This window comes from Pectobacterium polonicum, assembly GCF_005497185.1.
GTDB classification, from domain to species: domain Bacteria; phylum Pseudomonadota; class Gammaproteobacteria; order Enterobacterales; family Enterobacteriaceae; genus Pectobacterium; species Pectobacterium polonicum.
This window is the reverse complement of the sequence record NZ_RJTN01000020.1, coordinates 58,969-77,241: the sequence shown is the minus strand read 5'-3', so window position 1 is coordinate 77,241 and position 18,273 is coordinate 58,969. Positions and strand designations below refer to the sequence as shown.

The following is an 18,273-nucleotide window of genomic DNA, read 5'->3' as shown; positions in this document are numbered from 1 at the left end:
GCGCGTCATGACCTATCAGCTTAATTTTTCCGCACTGTTGCCGTTCTGGCCTGAGCTGCTGGCGGGGCTGTGGGTCACCATTGAGCTGACAGTAATGGCAACCCTTGGCGGCATCGCCATCGGTATCTGCGGAGCGGCCTTGCGGAGCGGCAAGCCTACCCTGCTGAGTCGGCTGTGGGGGATCTACGTCGAGCTGATCCGCAATACGCCGTTTGTGGTTCAGCTGTTCTTTATCGTCTTCGGCTTGCCGAGTTTGGGTTGGAAGCTGACTGCCGGGCAGGCTGCGCTGTTAGCGATGTTGATTAATCTGGGTGCGTACAGCACGGAGATTATCCGTGCGGGGATTCAAGTGACGCCGAAAGGCCAGTGGGAAGCCGCTCGTGTGCTGGGGCTGACGCGCGTGCAGACGTTTCTGCGTGTGATTTTGCCGCCTGCGCTCCAGCGGATTTATCCGGCGCTGGTCAGTCAGTGCATCATCGTCATGCTGGGATCGTCGGTGGTGTCGCAGGTGTCCTACGAGGAACTGACCTTCGCCGCCAACCTGATTCAGTCCCGTACGTTCCTGAGCTTTGAAGTGTATCTGGCGACCACGCTGTGTTATCTCGTGCTGTCTGTTCTGATGCGGCAACTCTTACTGCTGGCGGGGCGGCGTTTCTTGGGGAATCAGCAATGATGACATTTACCGACTGGGATATTGTGCGCAACCTGTTGCTGGCGGCGCGTTGGACGCTGCTATTGTCGCTGACGGCCTTCATTGGCGGTGCGCTGGTGACCTTTCCGCTGATGCTGCTGCGGTTGACTAAACGCAAATGGGCGACGCGCTTTGTCCACCTGTATTCCGAGCTGTTTCAGGGGACGCCGCTGCTGATGCAGCTGTTTCTCGCCTTTTTCGGTCTGGCGCTGTTCGGTATTGATGTCAGCCCGTGGACGGCGGCGGCACTGGCACTGACGCTGTTTACCAGCGCCTTTCTGGTGGATATCTGGTGCGGCAGCGTGGAAGCCTTGCCGAAAGGGCAGTGGGAAGCCTCACGCTGTCTCGGGCTGGATTTCGGCCAGACGCTCTATCGGGTGATTGCGCCGCAGGCGATGCGTATCGCCATCGCGCCTACCGTTGGGTTTTCCGTGCAGGTGATTAAAGGCACCGCGCTGGCGTCGATCATCGGGTTTATCGAACTGACCAAAGCGGGAACCATGCTGAATAACGTGACCTACCAGCCGTTTAAAGTGTTCGGATTGGTGGCGCTGGGCTACTTCCTGATGTGCTATCCGCTCTCTTACTACAGCCGCTATCTGGAGAAGAAATTCAATGCCGCTCATCACCATTAATCAGGTTCAAAAATATTACGGCCAGAACCATGTCCTGAAAGGGGTGGATCTGGATATCGAAATGGGTGAGGTCATTTCGATCATCGGGCGCAGCGGCTCGGGTAAGAGCACGCTACTGCGCTGCATGAATGGTCTGGAAGGCTATCAGGATGGCAGCATCAAGCTGGGCGGAATGACGGTCACCGACAGGGATTCGCAGGCGCGGGAAATCAGCCGCTCGGTCGGAATGGTGTTCCAGAACTTCAATCTATTTCCGCACATGACGGCGCTGGAAAACGTGATGCTGGCGCCGCGCCGCGTGCTGGGTAAAAGCGCGGCGGAGTGTCAGGCGTTGGGCGAACAGATGCTCAACAAGGTTGGACTGGGAGAGCGCCTTCATTATTATCCCGCCAATTTGTCGGGCGGTCAGCAGCAGCGCGTCGCCATTGCCCGTGCATTGGCGATGAATCCGAAAGTCCTACTGTGCGATGAAATTACCTCGGCGCTCGATCCTGAACTCGTCGGCGAAGTGCTGAAAGTGCTGGAACAGCTTGCCGCAGAAGGCATGACACTGATTCTGGTAACGCATGAAATGAATTTTGCCCGTGAAGTGGGCGATCGCGTGGTGTTTATGCATCAGGGCACCGTCTGGGAACAGGGCGACAGCAAAACGCTGTTTGCTAACCCTAAAACACCGGAATTGAAACAGTTTATCGCCTCGGTTCGGGGATTATCGGAAGCGTAATGACGCTTGTCGAATGTGTAAGTCGAAACAAAAGTTTGGAGCATATAACCATGAGCAGCGAACTGTACGCGCAAATTAATCCTCCTCATCGTTTACTGATGGGGCCGGGGCCGATCAACGCCGATCCGCGCGTATTACGGGCAATGGCCAGCCAATTAGTGGGGCAGTATGACCCCGCGATGACCAATTACATGAATCAGGTCATGGCACTCTATCGCCAGCTTTTCCGCACGGAAAACCGCTGGACGATGCTGGTGGACGGCACCTCGCGTGCGGGCATCGAAGCGATCCTGCTGTCGGCGATCCGCCCCGGCGATAAAGTGCTGGTGCCAGTGTTTGGTCGTTTTGGTCATCTGCTGTGTGAGATTGCCCGCCGTTGTCGTGCCGAGGTTCATACCATCGATGTGCCGTGGGGTGAGGTGTTTTCACCTGACCAGATCGAAGAGGCGATCAAAACGGTGCGCCCGCGCCTGTTGCTCACGGTGCAGGGCGACACCTCGACCACTATGCTGCAACCGCTGGAGGAGCTGGGTGAGATTTGCCGCCGCCACGGCGTGCTGTTCTACACCGATGCCACGGCATCTTTCGGCGGTAACCCGCTGGAAACCGATAAATGGGGACTGGATGCGGTTTCCGCAGGGTTGCAGAAATGCCTCGGCGGGCCGTCCGGCAGTTCACCGATCACGCTAAGCCCGCAGATGGAAGCGGTGATCCGCCGTCGTAAATGCGTCGAACAGGGGATCAGAACCGACGCGCATCAGGACGGCGACGACGAGATGATCTATTCCAACTATTTCGATCTTGGAATGGTGATGGATTACTGGGGGCCGGAGCGCCTGAATCACCATACCGAAGCGACGAGCATGTTGTTCGCTGCGCGCGAGTGCGCCCGCACGATCCTTGAAGAAGGGCTGGATCGCAGCATTGTTCGCCATGTGTTACACGGCAATGCGTTGGTGGCAGGGATTCAGGGAATGGGGCTGGAAACCTTTGGCGATCTCAACCACAAAATGAATAACGTACTGGGCGTGGTGATTCCTGACGGCATTCACGGCGAACAGGTGCGTAAGCTGTTGTTGGAAGATTTCGCTATTGAGATCGGCACCTCGTTTGGCCCGCTTCAGGGCAAAATCTGGCGTATCGGCACCATGGGTTACAACGCACGTAAAGACTGCGTGATGCAAACGTTAACGGCGTTGGAGGCGGTACTGAATCGTCTTGGATTCAACACGGTACAAGGCGAGGCCTTGCAGGCCGCCTGGAACAGCTACGCGGTAAATGAGGATCGTGCATGAGTGAACCTCTACTGCCGCTCGCTGCTGCACAGACTGCCGCTGAACAGATTATGTCGCGCTGTGATGCGCTGGCTGAAATTAGCGAAACGCCCGGTCAACTGACCCGCGTCTATCTGTCGCTGGAACACCTGCGCGCCAATAGGCTGGTGGGGGAGTGGATGCGCGAAGCGGGGATGAATGTCTGGCAGGATAGCGTGGGCAATATTTGCGGTCGCTATGACGGGCTAACACCGGATGCACCGGCGCTGCTGCTCGGCTCGCATCTGGATACGGTACGTAATGCCGGACGCTACGATGGTATGCTGGGCGTATTGACGGCGATTGAAGTCGTGCGTGCATTCCATCAGCAGGGGATGCGTTTGCCCGTAGCGCTGGAAATCATCGGCTTCGGCGATGAGGAAGGTACGCGTTTTGGTATTACTCTGCTGGGAAGCCGAGGTTTGACTGGCACCTGGCCGGAAAACTGGCTGGCGTGCGAGGAGGCAGAAGGCACCAGCGTGGCGCAGGCGTTGACCATTGCGGGGCTCGATCCGCTTGAGGTGGCGCAGGCGGCACGTCCGGTCAGTGACATCGTCGCTTATCTGGAATTGCACATCGAGCAGGGGCCGTGTCTGGAGCAGCAGGATTTGGCACTGGGCGTGGTTACGGCAATCAACGGGGCGCGGCGACTCAACTGCACGTTTCTCGGTCTGGCGGGGCATGCAGGAACGGTGCCGATGACGCAGCGGCAGGATGCGCTGGCAGCGGCCGCTGACTGGATGGCGCAGGCAGAACGGGTAACGCGAGAAAGCGATCCTCATCTGGTCGCCACGTTTGGTACGTTGCAGTGTTTACCGGGGGCGGCGAACGTCATTCCCGGTGAGGTGAAGATGACGCTGGATATTCGCGGGCCGGAGGATGTACCGCTGGATGCGTTGCTACAAAAACTCCTGACGTTGGCACAGGCTATCGCGCACCGGCGCGGCTGCCAGTTCAGCGCCGAAGAGTATTATCGTATTGCGGCAACCCGCTGCGATCCTGCGTTACAGTCGGTATTAAACGACGCAGTGACGCAGGTGCAGGGGAAAACGCTGATGTTGCCAAGCGGCGCAGGGCACGATGCCATCGCTATCGCCGAACGCTGGCCCGTGGCAATGTTGTTTGTCCGCTGCCGCGGCGGTATCAGCCACCATCCTGACGAATCTGTTACTACAGCAGATGTGACGCTGGCGCTACAGGCGTTCTATCAGGCGGTGTTCTACCACGCCTCAGCACAGTAACGACAGCTACAGCTATTACAGCTACAGCACAACCACTACAGCGTAAAGCGATCGGCATCGCGCCAGGCGGGGAAGGATTCCCGGTAGCTTTGCAGCGCTTCCAGCGACAGTTCGGCGTCCAGACGGGCAGGCTGATTGGGGGCGGCAGAGGCCAGAATCTCCCCTTGCGCGTTAATAATCAGGCTATCGCCACGGTAGCTGTGGCCGTTGCCGTCGGTGCCAACGCGGTTACAGCCTGCAACGTAGGCCTGATTCTCAATGGCACGCGCCGCTAGCAACGTCTGCCAGTGTGCCGCGCGAGGCGCAGGCCAGTTGGCAACATACAGCGCCAGATCGTAATCCTGTCGATTGCGTGACCATACCGGGAAACGCAGGTCGTAGCAGATCATCGGGCAGATGCGCCAGCCGCGCCATTCAATGGTGACTCGCTCTGTGCCTGCCTGATAGTGGTGGTGTTCATCCGCCATGCGGAACAGATGGCGCTTATCATAGTGATACACCTCGCCGTGCGGATCGACCAGCAGGAACCGGTTCACCGCGCCTTTTGGCGTGTTCACGGCGACGCTGCCGCCGATCAGCGCATTGGTCTTTTTCGCCCACTGATGCAGCCACGTTTCTACGACTGATTGCTCCAGACTGCCTCTGGCAGCTTCCATCGCAAAGCCGGTGGTGAACATTTCCGGCAGCACAATGACATCACGCCCTGCCATCTCCGCCAGTAAGGTATCGAAGTGGCGCAGGTTGGCTTCGCCATCGCGCCAGACCAGCGGCTGTTGCAGCAATGAAATCTTTAAAGTCGACATAAACGCTCCGCAGCGGCATCCAACGTTGCTTCCTGTTTGGCAAAGCATAGTCGAATCAACGTGTGTGGGAACGGATCGGCGCAAAAGACGGAGAGCGGAATGGCGGCGACGCCAACGTGTTCAGTTAGCCAGCGGCAGAAGCTGACATCGTCCAGATCGGAAATTGCCCGATAGTCCGCCAGCAGGAAATAGGTGCCTTCGCAGGGTAGAATCTCGAAACGACTGCCCGCCAGCGCCTTGATAAAGCGATCGCGCTTGGCACGGTAAAAATCGGGCAGTTCACGCCAGTGTTGCGGTTGTTCACGCAACATATCGGCAATGGCAAACTGCGCAGGCGTGTTCACGGAGAACGTCAGATACTGGTGCACTTTACGGACTTCCGCACTCAGCGCCGCTGGCGCAACGCAGTAACCGACTTTCCAACCGGTCATGTGGAAGGTTTTGCCAAATGAGGAAACGGCAATCGCGCGTTGACGCAGCGACGGATGTGCCAGCACGCTGGCGTGCCCGTTGCTATCAAAACAGATGTGTTCGTAGACTTCATCGCTCAGTACGAAGATGTTACGCGCGGCAATTGCCTGCCACAGTTGCTCAAAATCGGCCTTCTGCCAGACGGTAGCGGACGGGTTGTGCGGCGTATTCAGAATCACCAGCCGCGTGCGAACGCTCAGCAAGTCGGAAAAATGTGACCAGTCCACGCGAAATGCAGGCGGCTGCAAGGCGATACGTTTGAGTACGCCGCCCGCTAGCGTGACGGCAGGCGCGTAGCTGTCATAGCTGGGATCGAAACAAATCACTTCGTCGCCGGGGCGCACCAGTGCCGCAATGGCGGCAAACAGCGCTTCGGTTGCACCTGCGGTGACGGTGACTTCGCTATCGGTATCCGGTCGCCAGCCGTACAGCTCTGCGGTTTTTTCAGCAATCACCTGACGCAGCGGCGCAACACCGGTCATCGGCGCATATTGGTTTGCGCCCTGACTGACATGATACGCCAGCCGCTGTTGTAAATAATCCGGGCCGTCAAAATCAGGGAAACCTTGTGATAGATTGATGGCCTGATGCTGTTGGGCCAGTGCGCTCATCTGGGTAAAGATGGTGGTGCCCAGCGAAGGCAGTTTACTGTCGGGGATCAGAGCGGCGCTCATAGCGGGGTAGAACTCCTGCAAGCCTGTATTGCTTGGTAATATAACATGCTGTTAGTATTTGGCAATCAAGACGCTTGGACGTTTAAACGGCTAAATGCCTTTGCGTGCTAAGACATAATGAAAAAATCTAAACCTGCAACTGCATGCTTTGAAACAGAGAGACCAAAAACGGGAAGCCTCATGACTGAAAATCAACAATTGACGGCGCTGCTTGCGGCCTGCCACTGGATAGGTGAGAAGGGCTGGTGTCCGGCGACGGGCGGCAATATGTCCGTGCGCCTTGATGAAGCGCAGTGCCTGATTACCGAATCGGGTAAAGATAAAGGCAGTCTTCAGGCAGAGGATTTCCTGCTGGTGGAGATTGCCACAAACCATGTGCCGAGCGGCCGTACGCCGTCGGCGGAAACGGGGCTGCATACGCTGCTGTATCGCCGTCAGCCGACGATTGGTGCGGTGCTGCACACGCACTCGGTGAACGCGACGGTACTGTCTCGGGTAGAGAAGGGCGCTGAACTGGTGTTGCACGGCTACGAAATGCAAAAGTCGCTGGCTGGGCAAACTACCCATTTGGATCGTGTGGCGATCCCGATTTTCGATAACGATCAGGATATTCCGGCGCTGGCGCAGCGGGTGACCGAGTACGCCAGCCACACGCCGCTACGCTATGGCTTTCTGGTGCGCGGCCACGGCCTTTACTGCTGGGGCGCGACGGTGAAAGAAGCCCGTCGTCATCTGGAAGGGCTAGAGTTTCTGTTCCAATGCGAATTGCAACGTCGACTGTTGGAGGCGAAAGCATGATTAGCGCGATCGTGACGGATATTGAAGGCACCACCAGCGACATCCGTTTTGTTCACACCGTGTTGTTCCCTTATGCCCGTGAACGGCTGGCCGACACGGTGCGGCAGCAGGGTAGCGATCCTGAGATCGCACAGGCGCTGGACGCGTTGCGTCGGGAACTGGGTCAGCCCGATGCGGATAATGATGCACTGATTACCGCGCTGAATCAGTTTATGGATGAAGATCGTAAATCCACCGCGCTGAAGCAGCTACAAGGCATTATCTGGCGCGCGGGTTATCGCAATGGTGATTTTCAGGGACATCTGTACCCTGAAGTGGCCGCGCAACTCGCCGCATGGCAGCAGCAGGGCCTGCGCCTGTATGTGTATTCATCAGGTTCGGTAGAAGCGCAGCAGTTGCTGTTCGGCTACAGCAACGCGGGTGATTTGCGTCCGCTGTTCAGCGACTATTTTGATACTCGCGTCGGTGCGAAGCGAGAGACGAATTCTTATCGCACGATTGCGCAAGCCATCGGGCTACCTGCTGAGCAACTGTTGTTTCTGTCGGACATTCGTCAGGAGCTGGATGCCGCGCAGGAAGCCGGCTGGCACACCTGCCAGCTTATTCGCGATGATGCGGATAGCGTAAGCCGCCACCGTCAGGTGGCTCGTTTTGACCAGATCGACTTACCGGAGTATGCCCAATGAGTGGATTAACCATTTTTAGCGACAGCGATGCAAGCCAGCCGATTTGGCAAAGTCAGGATGCTGAGGCGATTCAGAAACAGCTGAACGAGATCGGCGTGCGTTTTGAACGCTGGGAAGCCAGCCAGAAGCTGAGTGACGCTCCATCGTCTGAAGAAGTGCTGGCTGCCTACCAGCATGAAATCGATAAGCTGGTAGAAGAAAAAGGCTATCAGAGCTGGGACGTCATCAGCATGCGTTCGGACAATCCGCAGCGTGCGGAGCTACGCACCAAATTTTTATCCGAACATGTGCATCACGAAGACGAAGTGCGCTTTTTTGTCGAGGGTGCGGGGCTGTTCTGCCTGCATCTGAACGGCAAGATTTACCAGATTCTGTGTGAGAAGAACGATCTGCTGTCCGTACCCGCAGGCACAGCACACTGGTTTGATATGGGACCGGAACCACACTTCACCGCTATCCGCCTGTTCGATAACCCGGAAGGCTGGATCGCGCATTTCACCGGCGATAAGATCGCGGATGCGTATCCGAAATTGGTGCGTTAACGCACTCGGTTGTTGCGAACGAACGCTCTGTGAATGAACGAGTATGTTTCGTGCGTTTCGATATTTTCCGCTCTATGTTGCATGTTACGAAACGCCCGACCCAGGGCGGCTCAATCGCCGTCGCCCTGGGAACCCTGGCTTTTGGCGAGAAATATGCCGCTATCGCGGTCCCCTCGTCGCTAATGTTCTTCTGATGGACCGCCAGTGACGCGTTTACTCGTCCCATAAATGGGACTCGCCCTTCGGGCCAGCACTAGTGCTGTTCAAAAACGTCACTGACGTTTTTGTCCGACGCGTCACTGGCTTTCGCCGCGTCCGTGCGGCTCATCCAGAAGCTCATCATCTCCTCGGCATAATTTTTTACGCCGGGAAGAACGACATTACTGAAATTTATTTTTCTATTTCAACGCTGCTTGGAATATCCCTTCTTTGACGTCCTGTGGCGTGACCACGCCGGTATCGAGTACCCAGCCGCTGATTAAGGCGGCGGGGGTGACGTCAAACGCCGGGTTGTAGACGGCGGCGTTCTGCGGTGCCCACTGGCAGTGGCCGAAGCTGCCGGAGACACCAGTGACTTCGGCGGCGGCACGCTGTTCGATAGGGATGGCTCGACCATCTGGGCACGCCGGATCGTGCGTGGTGTGCGGTGCCGCGACGTAAAACGGAATCTGATGGTAGTGCGCCAGCACCGCCAGACTGTAAGTGCCAATTTTATTGGCGACGTCGCCGTTGGCGGCAATACGGTCTGCACCGACCCAAATTGCATCGACCTGACCCTGCGCCATCAGGCTGGCGGCCATCGAATCACAAATCAGTTGATAAGGGATGCTCAGCTCGCCCAGCTCCCAGGCCGTGAGGCGTCCGCCCTGCAAAAGTGGACGTGTTTCATCGACCCACACCTGCGCGACTTTCCCCTGCTGATGTGCGCGCAGCAGCACGCCGATAGCGGTGCCGATGCCTGCCGTTGCCAGCCCGCCGGTGTTGCAGTGGGTCAGCAAGCGGCTGTTGGGTTCTACCAGCGCAGCGCCGTGATCGGCAATGCGTTCACACAGGGCGCGATCTTCTTCTACCAGGCGCAGGGCTTCCTGCACCAGCGCATCGACAAACTGCGGCTTTGCTAACGCCAGCTTCATGCGATCCAGATTGTTCATTAGGTTCACGGCGGTAGGACGCGATGCCCGCAGCGTTTCCAGCGCCTGCGCCAGTTCGGCTTGTGATAAGCCTTTCTCAGCCAGCAGCGCGAGCAGCAGGCTGGCGGACAGGCCAATGAGCGGCGCGCCGCGCACTCGTAGCGTCTGGATATGCTCAACCAGTGACGCGACATCCGGGCAAGGGCTCCAGCATTTCTCTTGCGGGAGTGCCTGCTGGTCGAGTATCCACAGTTGGTTATCAACGATTTTCAGGCTCGTTGTGTTAAGTGTCTGCATAGGTCGTTAAATCCATGTTGCATCGATATTCGTATTCTGCCAAGATGCCTAATGGATGTATAGACGTCCGAACGTTTTTATGTCCATATATTTAGTTCAAGAATAGTTTTAATTCCAGAATAAGTTTGATTTCAGAATAGCGAGGAGTTGGAATGTCACTTTACCGCACTTTTACGGCGGATGACGCTGTTGCATATGCCCGCCAATACGGCGGTGTCAGTCAGCCGCAAACGCTGGTAGCCGCAGAAGAGATCGGCGATGGCAATCTGAATCTGGTGTTTAAAATTAAAGATGAAACGGGCGTCAGTCGGGTGATTGTTAAACAGGCGCTGCCCTATGTGCGCTGCGTCGGGGAATCCTGGCCGCTGACGCTCGATCGCGCCCGTATTGAAGCCGAAACACTGCTAACGCACGCCCGTTTTTGTCCGCAGCATACCGTGACCGTGTTATATCACGATCCTGAACTGGCGGTGATGGTGCAGGAAGATCTCTCCGATCATCGCATCTGGCGCAGCGAGCTGGTGAACGGTACGGATTATCCTCAGGCCGCAGCGCAGTTAGGGGAATATCTGGCACAAACGTTATTCCATACTTCTGATTTCTATCAGCACCCGCACGAGAAGAAAGCGGCGGTAAGCCAGTTTACCAACCCTGAACTGTGCCAAATTACCGAAGACCTGTTTTTTACCGATCCCTACATCGATCACGAAAGAAACCAGTTTGACGCTGCGCTGACGCCGGATGTACAGGCATTGCGTGACGATAAAGCGCTGAAGCTGTCGGTCGCCGGGCTGAAGCACCGCTTTCTGAGCAAAGCCGAGGCGCTGTTGCACGGTGACATTCACAGCGGATCGATCTTTGTGGCAGAAGGGCGGCTGAAGGCGATTGATGCCGAATTCGGTTTCTACGGGCCGATCGGCTTTGACGTCGGCACCGCTGTCGGCAACTTGCTTCTGAATTATTGCGGCCTGCCTGGGCTATTGGCTCCGCGTGAGGCGGCGGCAGGGCGTGAACGGCGTCTGGAAGATATTCGTACGCTGTGGCAGACCTTTTCCGCCCGTTTCCTGGCACTAAGCGAAGATGACAGCCGCGATCCGTCACTGGCGGAATCGGGCTATGCCGCGTTGTTTTTGCAGCAGGTGTGGCGGGATGCTATCGGTTACTGTGGAACTGAATTGATTCGCCGTACGATAGGGCTGGCACACGTCGCTGATTTGGACAGCATTCAGGAGACGGAAGCGCGTCTGGCATGTCAGCGTCATGCTCTTTCGCTGGGCAGGACGTTGGTGCTGGCCGCCCCGCATATTGTTGATGTGGATGCGCTACTGGCGCGTGTACGGCAGAACGGTGCTTAATTAGCCACGCAATTTCAAGATCCGCTCCCGTCAATGAACCGGATGGGAGCGGCAATTCGATGATTTGTTACTTCTATTTCTTCCCTTTATTCATCATGGCCTGCAAATTCGCGAAAGGGTTATGGGTGGCAACGCCAACATCCTTCTGCGCATCTTCACCTGCAACGACGGTCGAGCCGTACATATCTGCATCGGTATATTTTGAATGCTCGTGGTCGTGGCAATAGAGACACAGCATTTCCCAGTTACTGCCGTCTTCCGGGTTATTGCTGTGATCGTGATCGATGTGGTGAACGGTTAATTCACGCAGGTTGGAATAGACGAATTCGCGTGAACAACGACCACATACCCACGGGAAAAGTTTGAGCGCTTTTTCGCGGTAGCCGCTTTCAAGTCTGGCATAGTTCTTGGGGATGTAAGCCATGTGTCAGGTTTCATTCAGAAGGAAAGATGGCGTAGATTTTACAACTGATGTGCGTGTAAATGAAAGAATAGGAAGGCCATTAACAAACCTAATTTGTCGAGCAAAAACGGTAGTAACGGAATAGAAGAGTAAAGCGTTTGCGCCATGGATGGCGCAAGCCGAGCGCACATGGACGTGTTTACAGCGTCTTTACGATCTATCCGTTACTACCGCTCAATGGTTTTTATCGGTAGGAGTAGGCCGGTATAACCCGGCCTGTTTCTGTTTATGCTGCTTCGGTTTTTCTTTCCGGCTGCGGTACGGACGTGGGCTTGTTGGCAGCTAGGGCATCGAACGCGAAGTCGTCCACGTTGATAGAGCGCAAGCGGCTGGCTTCGGCTTTGGTCAGAATATTCGCTTCTTCCGCGGTAACCTGACCTTCTACCAGCGCTTGCTCTGCCAACTGATCCAATCGCATGAATGACAGCGGCTTATCGCTGGCTTTCGACAGACGTTGGTAAATTGGCTCGGCGGCGATGATATCCAACAAGGCTTCTTCCATCAGCCCGACAGGGTTATGTTCGCTGGCAACCAGATATTGCCCACGCCCCAGGCGACTACGCGTTTCTGACGGCGTTTGCAGAATCTTCGCGACCTCATGGTCGAGGTGGTCAGACGGTGCTGCGCAACGCCGTCCCAGTGGGAAGATAATAAAGGTCAGCAGCCCCGCTACAGCACGATTCGGGAAGTTACGCAGCAGATCGTCCAGCGCCTGCTCAGCCTGATGTAGACTGTCCTGCACGCCCCAGTGCACCAGAGGGAGATCCGCTTTCTGACGTCCTTCATCCTCATAGCGTTTCAGCGTAGCGGAAGCCAGATAGAGCTGGCTGAGAATGTCCCCCAGACGCGCCGAGATACGCTCGCGACGTTTCAAACTACCGCCCAGCACGGCCATCGACACATCCGCCAGCAGCGCCAGATTCGCACTGAGTCGGTTAAGCTGCTGATAGTAATGACGCGTTTTGTCGTTCACTGGTGCACGGCTTAGAAGGCCGTTGGTCAGGCCAAGCCAGAAGCTGCGTACTTTGTTGCTGCCGACGTGACCAATGTGCCCAACCAGTGCACGGTCAAAGCGTGACACGTCGTTGGCCTGCGCGGCTGCCATCTCTTCCAGCACATAAGGATGACAGCGAATTGCGCCTTGCCCGAAGATAATCATGCTACGCGTCAGGATATTCGCCCCTTCCACGGTGATGGCTATCGGTGCGCCCTGATAGCTGCGCGCCAGGAAGTTGGACGGACCGAGACAGATGCCTTTACCGCCGGCGATATCCATCGCATCCAGCACGCTGCGCTGACCGCGGTGGGTACAGTGATATTTGACGATAGCGGAGAGCACCGCCGGTTTTTCACCCTGCATGATGCCGCTGGTAATCAGCGTCGCGGCGGCGTCCATCACGTAAGCGTTACCCGCAATGCGTGCCAGCGGTTCTTCGATGCCTTCCATCTTACCGATGGATATTTTGAACTGGCGGCGAATGTGGGCGTAAGCACCGATGCCGAGGGCAATCGACTTCAGCCCGCCGGTGGAATTGGACGGCAGCGTAATGCCGCGCCCGACCGACAGGCATTCCATCAGCATACGCCAGCCCTGGCCTGCCATCTTCGCCCCACCGATGATGTAATCCAGCGGAACAAAGATGTTCTCACCCTGCGTTGGTCCGTTCTGGAACGGAACGTTCAGCGGGAAATGGCGGCGGCCGATTTTAACGCCGTCGGTGTCCGTCGGAATCAACGCACAGGTAATGCCTACGTCATCTTGATCGCCTAACAGATGATCGGGATCGTACAGCTTAAAGGCCAGCCCCAGCACGGTGGCGATGGGGGCGAGTGTGATATAGCGTTTATTCCAGGTCAGGCGCATACCCACGACCTGTTCCCCGTGCCAGTTGCCATAGCAGACAATACCAGTATCGGGAATTGAACCTGCATCCGAACCGGCCTCTGGGCTGGTCAGTGCAAAACAGGGGACTTCCTGACCGCGTGCCAGACGTGGCAGGTAGTGATCTTTTTGCGCTTCCGTCCCGTAGTGTTGCAGCAGTTCGCCGGGGCCGAGTGAGTTAGGCACGCCGACGGTGATTGCCACAATACTGGAGACGCCAGCCAGTTTTTGCAGCACCTGTGCCTGTGCATAAGCGGAGAATTCCAGACCGCCATATTGCTTTTTAATGATCATGGCGAAGAAACGATGTTCTTTTAAAAACGCCCACAGTTCCGGCGGAATATCCGCACGTTCATGGGTGATTTCAAAATCGTTGGCCATTCGGCAGGCTTCAGCAACCGGCCCGTCAATAAATGCTTGTTCTTCAGCGGTCAGTTGCGGACGCGGGTAGTTGTGCAGTTTTTTCCAGTCCGGCGCACCGCGAAACAGATCGCCTTCCCACCAGGTTGTTCCGGCATCGATCGCTTCTTTTTCCGTGTTCGACATTGGCGGCATGACCTTCTGGAACATGCGTAGCGCGGAAGCGGAAACCAGCTTTTGACGCAGGGAAGGAACCGTAATCGGAATCAGCAGAATCACGAGCGGAATCATCAGCCAGACGGGCCACAGCAACATGGCGGACATAGCTGCGAAGTAGGCCAGCAGGATGGCGCTGCCGAGCAGCAGACTGAGCCGATGGTAAAACATCGCGCCGATGATAATCAGTAGGAGGAGGATACTGACAGCAACCATAACGTGTCTCCAGCATAGTGATCGAATTAAGAATGTTTCCCCCTTCACCACGTGTTTACGGCTGTGGAAAGCGAGAACTATTTTCATCAGTGAAATAAGGCGTAATAGGTCAATGTTGTAAGAGGTCTGACCTGTTGCTTATATTTGTTGTAGTTTATCTGATTATTTTTATCAATTCGTTTACATCATAATTACAACTCACTTCACAAACCAAGCGGCTGTCGCGAGTTTTCTGACAGGCATCAGCGTTCCTCTCGATCCCGCGATTACGCGCTTCTCGCTGTTGGTACGATCCGCTACACTGCATGGCAGAAGATGATACTGTCACCGGACAAAATGAGAGGATTCCATGTATCAGGATTTAATCCGTAGTGAACTGAAAGAAGCGGCAGAAACACTGAATAATTTCTTGAGTGATGATGCAAACATTCAGTCGATTCAAAACGCTGCGGTACTGCTGGCTAACGCGTTTAAAGCGGGTGGTAAAGTGATTTCCTGCGGTAACGGTGGCTCGCATTGTGATGCCATGCATTTTGCCGAAGAGCTGACGGGGCGCTACCGTGAAAACCGTCCGGGCTATCCGGCTATTGCGATTTCCGATCCAAGCCACTTATCTTGTGTCAGCAACGATTTTGGCTACGATTTTGTCTTCTCTCGCTACGTTGAATCACTGGGGCGTGAAGGCGATGTACTGCTGGGTATTTCCACTTCCGGTAATTCTGGCAATATTATTAAAGCGATTGCGGCGGCAAAAGCAAAAGGCATGAAGGTCATTACGCTGACTGGGAAAGACGGCGGTAAAATGGCGGGATCGGCTGACGTGGAAATCCGTGTTCCGCACTTCGGCTATGCCGACCGCATTCAGGAAATTCATATCAAAGCGATTCATATCTTGATTCAATTGATCGAAAAAGAGATGGCGGATCAGTAAGCCGCTTAATAATAGACTCTAAATAGTTCGAGTTTCAGGAAGGCGGCAAGGGAAGGAATCCCGATGAGCTTACTCAGGTAAGTGATTCGGGTGAGTGAGCGTAGCCAACGCACATGCAACTTGAAATATGACGAGAAGGGAAGGGTAGGAAGTCAGATGTGTGAACTGCTGGGGATGAGCGCGAATGTACCGACGGATATCTGCTTTAGCTTTACCGGGTTGATACAACGCGGTGGGAATACCGGGCCGCACCGGGATGGCTGGGGAATCACCTTTTATGAAGGGAATGGCTGTCGTACGTTCAAAGATCCGCTGCCAAGCTATAACTCGCCAATTGCCCGGCTGGTGCAGGATTACCCGATAAAATCGTGTGCGGTAATTTCACACATCCGGCAGGCGAATCGCGGCGCGGTTGCGCTGGAAAATACCCACCCCTTTACCCGAGAGCTCTGGGGACGAAACTGGACGTATGCCCACAACGGGCAACTGAAAGGTTATAACACTCTGAAAACGGGGATGTTTCGCCCAGTTGGCCAGACGGACAGCGAATTTGCTTTCTGCTGGCTGCTGTCCCAACTGTCTGAACGCTATCCGCGCACGCCGGGTAACTGGCCTGCGGTATTCCGCTATATCGCTAAACAAGCGGATGTCCTGCGGGAGAAAGGCGTGTTTAACATGCTGCTGTCGGACGGGCGCTTTGTGATGGGGTACTGCTCAACCAAACTCTATTGGATCACTCGCCGTGCGCCGTTTGGCAAAGCGACGCTGTTAGATCAGGATGTGGAGATTGATTTCCAGCAGCAGACAACACCCAACGATGTTGTTACCGTGCTGGCGACGCAGCCGCTAACAGGCAACGAAACCTGGCATCAGATCATGCCAGGTGAATTCGTTCTATTTTGTTTCGGCGAGCGCATACTTTAAGGCTGGCTGGCTGGTCATCAGCGGTGGATTAACGACGTATTGTCCGTTAAAAACCGTGATGGCCGGTGGCTGATTGTGCTGATTAAAATAAGCGTACCCCGGCTGGAGCTGTTTCCAGAAGCTGGCGTAAGTGGAATTACGGTGGCGCTGCATGTTCTGTTCCGTCATGCGGAACGGATAGATAGCGATATCAATTTTTGCCTGCCCGTGGCGTAGCGCGGCTTCGGCATAGCGATAAATCTCATCCATATAGGTGTTGGTCATGGCATAGCAGCCAACCGACACGCATTCGCCGTGGATCATTAAATAGCGGCCAGAATACCCCTGTGATTTATCATAGTCGTTAGGGAAACCGATATTGATCGCGCGGTAATAGTGGCTGTCAGGCTTGAGCTGGCGCAAATCGACCTGATAGAAACCCTCCGGGCTTTTTAAATCGCCTTCAACGCGTTTTGGCCCTAATCCGCCCGAATATTTACAGATGGGGTATTGTTCCAATAAACGATATTCGTTGCCGACTTTTGCATAGAGTTCGAATATTCGCTCTTCTTTAAAGATCTGAATATAGATCGGAGAGCCTAATAATTGCTGTTTTAATTCTTTTGCTATCGGCGCTAGCGGCGGTGAAGTCTCGCTGGCGGCGCTAGTAACAACAAGAGAAGGCAAAAGAAACAACATCGCAAACGACAGCGCGATTTTTTGCATTATGGTTCCTGATAATAAAATTGCTGTGCTACACGCGGTATCCCGCCGTGCTACTGGTGTTTAGCGTAAGCGTTGGGCGACCGTTATCGTTCTGTATTTCGTCGTCAAATAGATAACGACGAAAACGAAATCACATTATCATTGGTTTCATATTAATCAAGCGTTGAAAAGCGCTAAAAAATAACATTTACAAAAAACAGCCCGAAAGTGGGCTGCTCAATATCAGGTTGTTTATTGCGTGGGAAAGTGCGTCAGGCGCGGGTGGCTTCTATCATCATAATATCGGTGACAAAGGAACCGTCGGCCTGTACCTCAAAATGTTGCACCACCTCGTCCGCCAGCGTTTTTTGCAATTCACGGATGGCGATAGCGAAAGGTTCTGGTGTGCGCATACGGGCGATCCAGCTACTGAATTCCAGCGTCAACCTGTCGCTGGTGACGTTACGCACGACAAAACCTGCTTCCGTAAACAGACTCAGCCATTCGCCCGGTGCGTAATTACGCACGTGTGAGGTATCGCGCAGCTTCTCAACCGTCTGCAAATAAATGTCCAACAACGGATGACCGGGTGAAACGACGTCCATCATGATCACGCGACCGCCTGGCTTCAGGACGCGCCGCATTTCCCGCAGCGCCTGCCCGACATCATGCCAGTGGTGGGCTGAATAACGGCTGATGATGATGTCTGCACTGCTATCGTCGAACGGCAAAGACTCGGCTACGCCTTGCTGAACGCGGATGTTATTCAGTCCTTTTTCTGCGGCAGCCTGACTTACCACGTCCAGCATTTGGGAAGACAGATCGTAGGCGACAACCTCCGCGACGGCCTGTGCGGCGACGAAGCTGGCATGGCCTGCACCGCAGCCGACGTCGATCACGCGTGCCTGTGGGACAGGGGCTAATAAGGTGGCCAGTTGAATTAAATCCTTGCCCTGTGCATGTACTGCGCTGGTCAGGTAGTTCTGCGCCTGTGAACCGAACTGGTGTTCAACGCGATGATTATGATTCTGTTGTTCTTTCATTATTGCTCTCGCTTTCTCTGAATTGCTTTCGTTTCATCATGGGTTAAACGGCGGCGCGCCTGCCAATAAAGAAGACCTTGGTCTGAGAACACTATAATGAGAGAAAAATACGGGTACAATATGAGCATTTATACGGGTATAAAATACTCCCTGTTTGATTAGCACGGTTTTTATTGATGCTGTTGTCACCGTAA

17 protein-coding genes and 1 pseudogene are annotated in these 18,273 nt (G+C 55.0%); 11 read left to right on the top strand and 7 right to left on the bottom strand.

From position 1 onward, the window contains the following. Positions 1-7: 7 nt before the first annotated feature. The 5 genes from EDI29_RS17855 to hpxK are packed head-to-tail and all read left to right on the top strand — an operon-like array spanning position 8 to position 4,604. On the top strand, positions 8-673 hold the full coding sequence (locus tag EDI29_RS17855; protein WP_137741971.1) for an amino acid ABC transporter permease: 666 nt from the start codon (positions 8-10) through the stop codon (positions 671-673). Further along, complete coding sequence (locus tag EDI29_RS17850; protein WP_011094998.1) at positions 673-1,326, top strand: amino acid ABC transporter permease; 654 nt, start codon at positions 673-675, stop codon at positions 1,324-1,326. Before EDI29_RS17855 ends, EDI29_RS17850 begins: the two co-directional genes overlap by 1 nt. Then, positions 1,307-2,050, top strand: coding sequence for an amino acid ABC transporter ATP-binding protein (locus EDI29_RS17845; RefSeq protein ID WP_137741970.1), 744 nt, complete (start codon positions 1,307-1,309; stop codon positions 2,048-2,050). Before EDI29_RS17850 ends, EDI29_RS17845 begins: the two co-directional genes overlap by 20 nt. A 50-nt stretch (positions 2,051-2,100) precedes the next feature. After that, complete coding sequence (locus EDI29_RS17840) at positions 2,101-3,345, top strand: pyridoxal-phosphate-dependent aminotransferase family protein (RefSeq protein WP_137741969.1); 1,245 nt, start codon at positions 2,101-2,103, stop codon at positions 3,343-3,345. Beyond that, positions 3,342-4,604 carry an allantoate amidohydrolase gene (gene hpxK, locus EDI29_RS17835; protein ID WP_137741968.1) on the top strand — a complete coding sequence of 421 codons (1,263 nt, stop codon included), beginning with the start codon at positions 3,342-3,344 and terminating at the stop codon, positions 4,602-4,604. The genes EDI29_RS17840 and hpxK overlap by 4 nt, the downstream gene beginning before the upstream one ends. Before the next feature lie 35 nt (positions 4,605-4,639). Here hpxK and EDI29_RS17830 read toward each other — a convergent pair whose 3' ends face one another. After that, on the bottom strand, positions 4,640-5,407 hold the full coding sequence (locus tag EDI29_RS17830; protein ID WP_137741967.1) for an amidohydrolase: 768 nt from the start codon (positions 5,405-5,407) through the stop codon (positions 4,640-4,642). Beyond that, a complete protein-coding gene (locus EDI29_RS17825) occupies positions 5,395-6,552 on the bottom strand; it encodes a pyridoxal phosphate-dependent aminotransferase (protein ID WP_137741966.1) in 1,158 nt (385 codons plus the stop codon). The genes EDI29_RS17830 and EDI29_RS17825 overlap by 13 nt, the downstream gene beginning before the upstream one ends. A gap of 180 nt (positions 6,553-6,732) precedes the next feature. Here EDI29_RS17825 and EDI29_RS17820 point away from each other — a divergent pair, with 180 nt between their 5' ends. Genes EDI29_RS17820 through EDI29_RS17810 form a run of 3 tightly spaced genes read left to right on the top strand, consistent with a single transcriptional unit; the run spans position 6,733 to position 8,578 of the window. Continuing rightward, positions 6,733-7,350 (top strand): methylthioribulose 1-phosphate dehydratase, encoded by a 618-nt coding sequence (locus EDI29_RS17820; protein WP_137741965.1) that lies wholly within the window; start codon positions 6,733-6,735, stop codon positions 7,348-7,350. Next, a complete protein-coding gene (gene mtnC / locus EDI29_RS17815) occupies positions 7,347-8,036 on the top strand; it encodes an acireductone synthase (protein ID WP_137741964.1) in 690 nt (229 codons plus the stop codon). Before EDI29_RS17820 ends, mtnC begins: the two co-directional genes overlap by 4 nt. Continuing rightward, on the top strand, positions 8,033-8,578 hold the full coding sequence (locus EDI29_RS17810; protein WP_137741963.1) for a 1,2-dihydroxy-3-keto-5-methylthiopentene dioxygenase: 546 nt from the start codon (positions 8,033-8,035) through the stop codon (positions 8,576-8,578). The genes mtnC and EDI29_RS17810 overlap by 4 nt, the downstream gene beginning before the upstream one ends. A 398-nt stretch (positions 8,579-8,976) precedes the next feature. Here EDI29_RS17810 and mtnA read toward each other — a convergent pair whose 3' ends face one another. Next, the gene (gene mtnA / locus EDI29_RS17805; RefSeq protein ID WP_137741962.1) at positions 8,977-10,005 is read right to left on the bottom strand and encodes an S-methyl-5-thioribose-1-phosphate isomerase; all 1,029 of its coding nucleotides are present in this window, start codon (positions 10,003-10,005) and stop codon (positions 8,977-8,979) included. 152 nt (positions 10,006-10,157) lie between these two features. On the opposite strand from mtnA, the gene mtnK reads away from it, so the two are divergent. Then, positions 10,158-11,360 (top strand): S-methyl-5-thioribose kinase, encoded by a 1,203-nt coding sequence (gene mtnK / locus EDI29_RS17800; protein ID WP_137741961.1) that lies wholly within the window; start codon positions 10,158-10,160, stop codon positions 11,358-11,360. Between the two features lie 73 nt (positions 11,361-11,433). On the opposite strand, the gene yajD is transcribed toward mtnK, so the two are convergent. Together yajD and fadE are read right to left on the bottom strand one after the other, a co-directional pair. Next, positions 11,434-11,784, bottom strand: coding sequence for an HNH nuclease YajD (gene yajD, locus EDI29_RS17795; RefSeq protein ID WP_010282592.1), 351 nt, complete (start codon positions 11,782-11,784; stop codon positions 11,434-11,436). A gap of 265 nt (positions 11,785-12,049) precedes the next feature. Then, the gene (gene fadE / locus EDI29_RS17790) at positions 12,050-14,497 is read right to left on the bottom strand and encodes an acyl-CoA dehydrogenase FadE (RefSeq protein ID WP_137741960.1); all 2,448 of its coding nucleotides are present in this window, start codon (positions 14,495-14,497) and stop codon (positions 12,050-12,052) included. Positions 14,498-14,846: 349 nt separating this feature from the next. On the opposite strand from fadE, the gene lpcA reads away from it, so the two are divergent. Together lpcA and EDI29_RS17780 are read left to right on the top strand one after the other, a co-directional pair. Then, positions 14,847-15,428 carry a D-sedoheptulose 7-phosphate isomerase gene (gene lpcA, locus EDI29_RS17785; protein WP_005975726.1) on the top strand — a complete coding sequence of 194 codons (582 nt, stop codon included), beginning with the start codon at positions 14,847-14,849 and terminating at the stop codon, positions 15,426-15,428. A gap of 156 nt (positions 15,429-15,584) precedes the next feature. After that, entirely contained in the window at positions 15,585-16,352 is a 768-nt protein-coding gene (locus EDI29_RS17780) for a class II glutamine amidotransferase (RefSeq protein WP_107170994.1), read from the top strand. On the opposite strand, the gene dpaA is transcribed toward EDI29_RS17780, so the two are convergent. Then, positions 16,323-17,057, bottom strand: coding sequence for a peptidoglycan meso-diaminopimelic acid protein amidase (gene dpaA / locus EDI29_RS17775; RefSeq protein WP_137741959.1), 735 nt, complete (start codon positions 17,055-17,057; stop codon positions 16,323-16,325). The genes EDI29_RS17780 and dpaA overlap by 30 nt on opposite strands. A 251-nt stretch (positions 17,058-17,308) precedes the next feature. Then, a pseudogene (locus EDI29_RS17770) lies at positions 17,309-18,088 on the bottom strand (class I SAM-dependent methyltransferase); the annotation flags it as partial. Positions 18,089-18,273 lie beyond the last annotated feature (185 nt).